7 protein-coding genes, 1 tRNA gene and 2 pseudogenes are annotated in these 8,242 nt (G+C 71.9%); 5 read left to right on the top strand and 5 right to left on the bottom strand.

Going from position 1 to position 8,242, the window contains the following annotated elements:
- Positions 1 to 420, top strand: a pseudogene (locus P3T39_RS36685) (RNA helicase); the annotation flags it as partial.
- A 133-nt stretch (positions 421 to 553) separates the two neighbouring features.
- Positions 554 to 1,432, top strand: a complete 879-nt coding sequence (locus P3T39_RS36680) for a TIGR02452 family protein (protein ID WP_280703656.1) — start codon at positions 554 to 556, stop codon at positions 1,430 to 1,432.
- Positions 1,433 to 1,466: 34 nt separating this feature from the next.
- Here P3T39_RS36680 and P3T39_RS36675 read toward each other — a convergent pair whose 3' ends face one another.
- From P3T39_RS36675 to P3T39_RS36665, 3 genes are all read right to left on the bottom strand, one after another.
- Entirely contained in the window at positions 1,467 to 1,763 is a 297-nt protein-coding gene (locus P3T39_RS36675; RefSeq protein ID WP_280703655.1) for a hypothetical protein, read from the bottom strand.
- A gap of 179 nt (positions 1,764 to 1,942) precedes the next feature.
- Positions 1,943 to 2,653 (bottom strand): tyrosine-protein phosphatase, encoded by a 711-nt coding sequence (locus P3T39_RS36670; protein ID WP_280703654.1) that lies wholly within the window; start codon positions 2,651 to 2,653, stop codon positions 1,943 to 1,945.
- A 165-nt stretch (positions 2,654 to 2,818) separates the two neighbouring features.
- Positions 2,819 to 3,565, bottom strand: coding sequence for an SDR family oxidoreductase (locus P3T39_RS36665; protein ID WP_280703653.1), 747 nt, complete (start codon positions 3,563 to 3,565; stop codon positions 2,819 to 2,821).
- A 101-nt stretch (positions 3,566 to 3,666) separates the two neighbouring features.
- On the opposite strand from P3T39_RS36665, the gene P3T39_RS36660 reads away from it, so the two are divergent.
- Positions 3,667 to 4,275, top strand: coding sequence for a transglutaminase family protein (locus tag P3T39_RS36660; protein WP_280703652.1), 609 nt, complete (start codon positions 3,667 to 3,669; stop codon positions 4,273 to 4,275).
- 8 nt (positions 4,276 to 4,283) lie between these two features.
- Here P3T39_RS36660 and P3T39_RS36655 read toward each other — a convergent pair whose 3' ends face one another.
- Positions 4,284 to 5,468: a crosslink repair DNA glycosylase YcaQ family protein gene (locus tag P3T39_RS36655; protein WP_280703651.1), complete on the bottom strand. Its 1,185-nt coding sequence runs from the start codon at positions 5,466 to 5,468 to the stop codon at positions 4,284 to 4,286.
- Positions 5,469 to 5,741: 273 nt separating this feature from the next.
- Here P3T39_RS36655 and P3T39_RS36650 point away from each other — a divergent pair, with 273 nt between their 5' ends.
- Positions 5,742 to 6,416 carry a nucleotidyltransferase domain-containing protein gene (locus tag P3T39_RS36650; protein ID WP_280703650.1) on the top strand — a complete coding sequence of 225 codons (675 nt, stop codon included), beginning with the start codon at positions 5,742 to 5,744 and terminating at the stop codon, positions 6,414 to 6,416.
- Positions 6,417 to 6,543: 127 nt separating this feature from the next.
- Positions 6,544 to 6,616 (top strand) — tRNA-Lys (locus tag P3T39_RS36645).
- Positions 6,617 to 6,747: 131 nt separating this feature from the next.
- Here the strand turns inward: P3T39_RS36645 and P3T39_RS36640 are convergent.
- Positions 6,748 to 8,145, bottom strand: a pseudogene (locus P3T39_RS36640) (tyrosine-type recombinase/integrase); the annotation flags it as partial.
- Between the last annotated feature and the right edge of the window lie 97 nt (positions 8,146 to 8,242).

Below are 8,242 nucleotides of genomic sequence, written 5' to 3'. Positions count from 1 at the left end.
CGCGACAACCGTGGCGGTGGCTTCGGTGGCGGCCGTGACCGGGACAACCGTTCCGGTGGCTTCAACCGCGATGACCGTGGCGCCCGTTCGTTCGGTGACCGTGACCGCAACCGCGACGACCGTGGCGACCGTGGTGGCTTCAACCGCGACCGCGACGACCGTGGCAGCCGTTCCTTCGGTGACCGCCCGGCCCGCTCGTTCGGCGACCGTCCGGCCTTCGGCGACCGTCCGGCCTTCGGTGACCGCGACCGTGGCAGCAGCACCCGTCCGTTCGCCCGTCGCGACGACCACCGTTCCGGCGGCCGTCCGCAGCAGGGTGGCTTCAACCGCGATGACCGTGGCGGCCGTTCCTTCGGCGACCGCGACTCGCGTGGCGGCAGCTTCAACGGCGGCGACCGCAAGCCGCGTTGGAAGAACTGACGCCTCAGGCTGACAACTGACGGCCGACAGCCGTCGGTGGGACGGGCCCGCTCCACTTCGGTGGGGCGGGCCCGTCGGCGTTCCGGTGGAAACTGCGTGGTGGGCCGACGCAGCCTCACGTACGGTCACGGGTATGAGCAGCAGATTGCATCAAATCGCGGTCGTGAACGAGGAGATCGCGGAGCGCGGCAGCTACCGGGCAGACGGCACGGGGGCGGTCGTCGAGATCGGCGGGCTACTGGCCGCCGCGCGGGCGGGTACGGTCTCGTACGCCCCCGAGGACGCTGTCGGGGGCATGGCAGTGGGCATGGCCGGGGGTGCTGCCGGGGCAGCGGATGCCGGGGCGCTGCGGGGATCGTTCGGCGGGACGCTGGAGGTCACCGCCGAGGGGAGCATGCAGGCGGCGCGGCGGCTGGTGGAGGCCCGTGGCGAACACGTCGGAGTGCTCAACTTCGCCTCCGCGCGCAATCCGGGCGGCGGCTATCTGCGGGGCGCCCGCGCCCAGGAGGAGGACCTCTGCCGCAACGCGCTGCTCTACCACTGCCTGCTCGCCGCCCCGGACTACTACGAGGCCCACCGGGCCTCCTCGGACCTCCGCTACAGCCACCGGGTGATCTTCTCCCCGCGGGTACCGGTGATCCGGGACGAGCACGGCGCCCTGCTGGCGCAGCCGTACCCCGTCTCCTTCCTCACCTCGCCGGCGCCCAACGCGGGCCAGCTGGCCCGTCGTTCGGGCGGTACCCCGGTGGACGTGGCGGGAGTCCTGGCCGAGCGGGCGGAGCGCGTACTCGCGGTCGCGGCGCACCACGGCGTCCGGGAGCTGGTGCTCGGGGCATGGGGCTGCGGGGTCTTCCGCAACGACCCGGCGGAGGTCGCGGCGGCCTTCGAGCACGCCCTGGGGGCGTATGGAGCCGCGTTCACGCGGGTGGTCTTCGCGGTCTGGGACCGCTCGCCGGTGTCCGTGAACCGCGCGGCCTTCGAGGCGCGCTTCGGAGCGTCCTCCAGTAGGTGACCCATCCTGATGGGTCACCTACTGGAGGAGCCTCTCAGCGGCGAGTGGCGAGAACGGAGGCCGCCGCGACGACGCCGGTCACCGCGAGGACGGAGGGCCAGGCGCCGATCTTCTTGGCGAGCGGGTGCGAGCCTCCGAACGCGGCCACGTACAGTCCGGTCAGCGCGGCCGCCGTACCCGGACCGGCCTGCCGCTGCCACTGGTAGGCCGACGCGGCCCCTGCCGCCGCCAGGACCGCACCGCCCAGCTCGCGGCGCCCACTCCAACGCGCCGTACCGTAACCGCCGATGAGACCGGCCGCCGCGACCGCCGCAGTGGGGATCTTCGCCATCGCCCGACTCCTCCGATGTTCCGTCCTGCTCCGTCGCTCTGGTCCTCACCGACCCCAACGCGCGGCCCTCACCGCGAGTGCCGCGCCCATGGGCAGGCCGGGTGACGCGGGGCACGCTCGGGGGACTCGGCGTGCGAAGCCCTCGAAGCAGCGGGGAACCGGTCCGGGCGGGACCGGGATCAGTGGTTCAGGGTGGTGCGCAGCGTGGCGAGGTCGGCCGAGGTGATCCCGTGGGCGCCGAGGTAGGACTCGATGCCGCCGTGGCGGGTGCGGATCCACCGGAGAGCGTCGGTCAGATGGGCGGCGGCGACGGGCCGCGAGAGTCGTTCGGCGCCGGTCTCGTCGAGGTACGGGGTGGGGCCGTCGAGGAGGCCGAGCCCGGCGTTGGAACGGACGAAGTCGGCGGTGATGTCGGCCTCGGCGGCGCCCAGGAGGTGCTGGAGGACGGCGATGGTGAGACCGGTGCGGTCCTTGCCGACGGCGCAGTGGAGGAGGACGGGGAGGGCGCCCGAACCGATCAGGTGGCGGACGGTGGCCGCGAGGGCGGGCCCGGCGCTCTCGGCCATGAACGGGTACAGGTCGGCCTGCTCCTCCGGCCAGAGCCGCTCGCCGGGGCGGTGCTCCGGGAGTACCGGGAAGTGCCGGACCGTCAGGTCGAGGCCGTGCAGGTGGTTCGGCCAGTGCTCGAGCTCGGTGGCCCCGCGCAGGTCGACGACGGATCGGATCCCGAGTGCCTTGAGGCGCTGAGCGCCTTCGGGGGTGAGGGAGTTGAGCGATCCGGAGCGGTAGACCAGCCCCGGGCGGATCGGTCCGACGGCTGCGTCGCGGAGGTTCCGGATACCGGGGATGTCCAGGAAGGGAGAGGCTGCGTCGGAGTCACGGAGGCTCATACCGGTCACCGTAGCCTGCCGAGGAGACCGGGAGGTGGTGTTCCGGGTGAACGGCCGGCGTCGTGCGGCCCGGGCGCCTCGTCCGGCTGCCGTCCGGCTGTCTCGTCCGGCCGTCTCGTCCGGCCGTCTCGTCCGGTCGTCGGCCGGCTGTCGGCCGGACACGGCCTAGCGGCCGCCGGCGAGGTCCAGGAAGGTGCCGGTGGCGTACGAGGCGGCGGGGGAGAGCAGCCAGAGGATCGCCTCGGCCACCTCCTCGGGCTGTCCGCCGCGCCCCATCGGCAGGTCCGGCGCGATCCGGTCCACCCGGCCGGGTTCGCCGCCCAGGGCGTGGATGCCGGTGTGGATCAGGCCGGGACGTACGGTGTTGACGCGGATCCCCTCGCGCGCCACCTCCAGGGCCAGGCCACGGGTCATGCTGTCCAGCGCGCCCTTGGAGGCGGCGTAGTCCACGTACTCGTTCGGCGAGCCGAGGCGGGCGGCGGCGGAGGAGACGTTGACGATCGCGCCACCGGAGCCGCCGTGGCGGGTGGACATCCGGCGGACGGCTGCGCCCGCGCACAGGAACGGTCCGGTGATGTTCGCGGCCCAGGTCCGGGCGAGCCGGTCCTCGTCCAGCTCGTCCAGGCGGCTCTGCTTCTCGAGCGTGCCCGCGTTGTTGACCAGGGCGGTCAGCGGTCCGAGCCGGTCGTCCACCGTACGGAACAGCCGTTCCACCTCGGCGCTTCGGCTGACGTCCGCCTGGACGGCGATCGCGGTGCCGCCGTCCGCGCGGATCTCGGCCACGACGGCGGCCGCAGCCGCCTCGTCAGCGCGGTAGTTGACGCAGACGTGGTACCCGCGAGCGCCCGCGAGCCGTGAGGTCGCGGCGCCGATGCCGCGTCCGCCACCGGTGACCAGGACAACCTCGGACACGAAGGACCTCCTCTGCGGCCTGCTTGCCGACGTGCCGGACCACCGTAGCCCAGAGACCGGAATTCGATGACCACGGGCTGGAGTTCGGCGATCCTGGCGCCATGAACACCGAACCGGTCGGACTGCTGCCCGCCTCCGACGAACCGAACGACTACCTGGCCGCCGACGACGTGATCGACCACGGGCACCCCGAGATCAGAGCCCTCGCCGGCCGACTGCGCCGAAGCAGCCCGGAAGCCACCGCGCGCACCGCATTCGAGTACGTGCGGGACGAGATCGCCCACTCCGGGGACGTCCAGGAGTGGAGTGCCGCGTACCGGGCCTCGGATGTGCTCGTGCGGCGCAACGCGATCTGCCACGGCAAGGCGCATCTGCTCGCCGCGGTGCTGCGGGCGCAGGGCATTCGGGCGGGGCTCTGCTACCAGCGGCTGAACGTGCTGCACGGGCTGGTCGCCGTCCACTGGCCCGCGCGGGAGGGCGGTGCTGCGGGCCGTTGGGTGCGCCTCGACCCGCGCGGCAACAAGCCGGGCGTGGACGCCGGGTTCGCCACCGTGCCAGGTGAGGAACGGCTTGCCTGGGCGGTCGATCCGGCGGCGGGCGAGTTCGACTGCCCGACGGTGTATCCGAGTACGCCGCCGGTCCTGCTGCGCGCGCTCGCCGAGGCCCGGCCGGGCGTTCAGGGGTACGGCCATCCGCCGTTGGAGCTGTAGCGACGGGACTACGCCCTGGCGGCCCGGATGGCGGCGATCTTCGCCGCGCGGCTCCTGGGCGAGTCGAGGCTGAACCCGCGCGCGTCGCCCAGCTGATCGCGGACGAACGCCTCGGTACGGGCGACGGTGTCGCGCAGCGCGGCGTCGGCAGGGACGAACAACTGGTGGACGATCTCCCGCTCTTCGGTGTCGTACTCCCAGAAACCCACGATCCGGCCGCGGTCCACCACGATGTGCGTCTGCGGGTCGGCCTCGGATCCGAAGCTGCGCCCGGCCCTGGCGGCGGGCACCGGCCGCCCGGCGTCGGCCTCCTCGACCAGGCGCGGCAGGTCCCGGTGCAGCAGGTGCAGTCCGTCGATCCCGGCCAGCAGGGCGTAGGAGGGTTTGGCCGAGACGCCGAACCCGGAGAACTCCTCGGCCAGTTCGGGACTGATCAGCAGGTCGGTGCCCGGGACGGTGGTCAGGTCGAGGGTGGCGATCGCCTGCTTCGCGGTGGCAGCCGGAAAGCCGGAGAACCAGCGGAAGTGCTTGAGCGAGGCGGGCGCGGCCCAGGAGAAGTACCGCTGCGCGAGTTCGGCGGCCGATCCCCTGACGGGCTGGTCCCAGCTGACATAGCCGTAGCGCTGCTGGTCCAGACGGCCGTTGACCGGAACCCGGCGGATCAGACCGCGTGTCCGCATCAGCCCGAGTGCCAGCGGGAGGGTGGTGGACAGCCCTCTCCTCCTCCCGGCCTCGCCCAGGCCGCGAACGGCGGCCCCGGCGCCCTCGCGGATCGCTGCCGGACTCAACGGGGCTTCGGGGGTCAGCAGTTGGGAGACCGACAGGCAGAGCTTCTCGATCTCGTCCCGGCTGACACCCAGGTGCTTCCGGGCTGCCGCGAGTTCGCCCTCGGGTGCGGCGGCGCCGACGGCCAGGCCGAGCGCGAAGTCGGCCGCCGGGAGGACGTACGTGCAGCCACGGGCGGACGGGAGTTCGTGCACCTGCAAGGCGGACACGGCCGCGTCGACGGCCTCCCTGTCCAGCCCCGCGCGGGCGAACAGGCCCAGATAGGGCGCCGCACCGCCGACCGAACGGGCCCACCCGGTGGCCGCCAGCACCTCGGCGGGTGCGGCGCCCAGGCGCGTACCGTCCAGCCACTGCCGGTGCGCCCACCAGGCACGGAGCTTCGCGGCCGGGATCTCGCTGTTCGCCATCTGCCCAGTATCGGCACGGGGAGGGGCGGGCGGCCGGAGCGACGCAGGGGAGTCGCCGGTGGTGCGTTGTCTCTGGCGCGTTGTCTCTGGCGCGGTGCCGCCGGTGCGTTCCGGCGTGGTGCGCGATCGCCGCTGCCGGGAATTCGTTCGCGCGAGGGCTGTCTGACGCGGGAAACTTCGGCAGATCCGATTGAGGGGCCTGACCTGCCGGTTTCCATGGTCTCTGCCGTTTGCACCGTTTCGACAGCCTGACGCCGAGGAGGCGACACACCCATGCGCATACTGCTCTCCGGCATCGTCGGCTCCACCGCCTACGGCCTGGCCCACGCGGGATCCGACCTCGACCGGCTCGGTCTGTTCGCGGCGCCCACGGAGCAGTTCCACGGTCTGCACCGGCCCGCCGAGTCCCACGTCACCACCGCGCCGGACAGCACTCTGCACGAGGCGGCGAAGTGGTGCCGGCTCGCCCTGAGCTGCAATCCGACCGCCTCCGAGCTGGTCTGGCTGCCCGCCGAGCTGTACGACGTGCGGACGCCGCTCGGTGACGAACTGATCGCCATCCGGCGCTCCTTCCTGAGCGAGCAGGCGGTACGGAACTCCTACCTCGGTTACGCCACGGGGCAGTTCAGGAAGCTGAGCAGCCGCGACCCGTCCGACTCCCGGTCCCGGCAGCGGGCGGCCAAGCACGCGCGGCACCTGGTCCGGCTGGTCCAGCAGGGGCTCACCCTGCACGAGACCGGCGAGGTGGTCGTCCGCCTGACCGACCCCGTGCGGGTCCGCGAACTCGGTGAACGGTACGCGGACCGCCCCCACCTGGCCGTGGACCTGCTCGCCGACGCCGAGGCCCGCTTCGACCGCCCCGGCGTCCTGCCCGCCGCCCCCGACGAGGCGCCCGCCGAGTCCTGGCTGCGCCGCGTCCGCCTGGCACATCTCTCCCCACCCGTCTGACCAGCCCGGACGCCCCACCACAACGAACACTCGGCGTGGCCGGACAATCCACTGGCCAACCGCCACGGATCACCGGGTAGGATCACCCTGGCAGGCGCCTACCACCACGGTGGAAGCGCAAGCCGACGGGCCGCTAGCTCAATTGGCAGAGCTGCGGACTTTTAATCCGTAGGTTCAGGGTTCGAGCCCCTGGCGGCCCACCGTTTTCGGAAGCGGGTTTACCCTCGCTGACCTGCAGCGCAGCGCTCTGACTGGGTTTCACCAGTCGGGGCGCTTTCGCTTTATCGGCCCCAGGTGAGCCCGAAGTGAGCCCGGCGGTTTCGCCGACTGCTTTCTTGCCAGCCCGGGGAACGAGCTTCGCGGCGGCTTCGGAGACCGCCCGGTCGATTTCCGGGAGCAGGCTGGTGTACGTGTCCGACGTGAGCGTGATCGTGGAGTGCCGCAGCGCCTCCTTGATCGTGTGGAGGTCTCCGCCGCCCGCGTGGGTCAGGGTTGCTGCCCCGTGCCGGAGGTCCCGGAGGTTGATCGGAGGCAGGCCGGCGGCGAGGTAGATGCGGCGGAAGGCATCAGAGACGGTCTCGGGGTGCAGCCACTTGCCGTCCTCGAGGGTGAACACCTTCCCGGTATCCGTCCACGCCGCGCCCCACTGAAGGCGCTCCTCGGTCTGCCTGATCCGATGTGCCCTGAGAACCGCGACGGTACCGCTGTCCAGCCCGATCGTCGCTGCGCTGCCATCCGTCTTGGGGTCTGACTCGTACGGAGTCCAACCGTCCTGGACGGTCTCCTTGGCCACGGTCAGCTCACCGCGCTCGAGGTTCACGTCAGTCCAGTTCTGGCCGACGGCCTCGCCACGGCGCAGGCCCCGGAAGGCGATCAGGTGGAACAGGGCATAGAGCCGGTGGTCCTCGGCTTCGTCGAGGAATCGGCCGAGCTGCTCGGGAGTCCACACCATGACGGCGCTTGGCTTCTCGCCGCTCAACTCCCAACGCCGAACACGCTCCTCGGTCCACAGTTGGGCCTTCGGGCGCTTGCCTGACTCCAACTCGACGTGCGAGGCCGGGTTGAAGGTGATCAGTTCGCGGGCGATGGCGGCGTTCAGCGCAGCCCGAAGCGTCGACCGGATGCGCTGCCGCGTGGCCGGGCCGGTGAGCTTCCGGTACGGCTTCATCGCCGCGAGCCTGGCGCGCTCCTCTGCTAGCCGGGCGCGTGCCTCGGCCTTCGGCGCACCAGGCCGGCCGGGCGAGCAGCGGGCTACCTGCTCGCGGCGTGCCTGGTTCTCTGCTGCGACAGTCTCGTTCTCGTCGGCGATGGCGTCGAACATCTCGACCAGGTGGCCAACGTTCAGGCGCGACAGGCGGATATGGCCGATGCGGGGCTTGAGGTGAACTCGGACGTGGGACTCGTAGCCGTTGGTCGTGGTCTTGCGGGTCTTCTTCGACGCCAGCCACATGTCGAGCCACTCGCCGACGGTCAGACGGGACGTGAGCGACTGCCCACGGCGCAGCAGACGGCGCGTCTCCTCGATGTCCGGGAGCGGGCTCCGCTCCTTGGCGACAAGCTCGAGCAAGTCGGCTATGCGGCTTCGCCCTTCGTCGTCGTCAGCGTCGGGCAGGGCGAGCAGACCGCGCACGTGGTCAAGGTCGGCTTGGGCCGCGCTGGCACTGGCGTAGCCTCCCCGCCGGAAGATCCGACGCTTCCCGTCCGGCCGGGGTGGGAGTTCCTGCCGCAGGCCTCAGAGGGCGTTCGATAGGGGATTCCCCCCAACTGTCCGGCTTTCTGTGTCGCGACACGGACTCGGTTCCATGATCTCGTGGCGGTCGGGTCCG

It is taken from the genome of Kitasatospora sp. GP82 (assembly GCF_029892105.1).
Classification (GTDB): Bacteria; Actinomycetota; Actinomycetes; order Streptomycetales; family Streptomycetaceae; genus Kitasatospora.
Note: the sequence above shows the minus strand (reverse complement) of the source record. Positions and strands in the feature narration are given on the sequence as shown.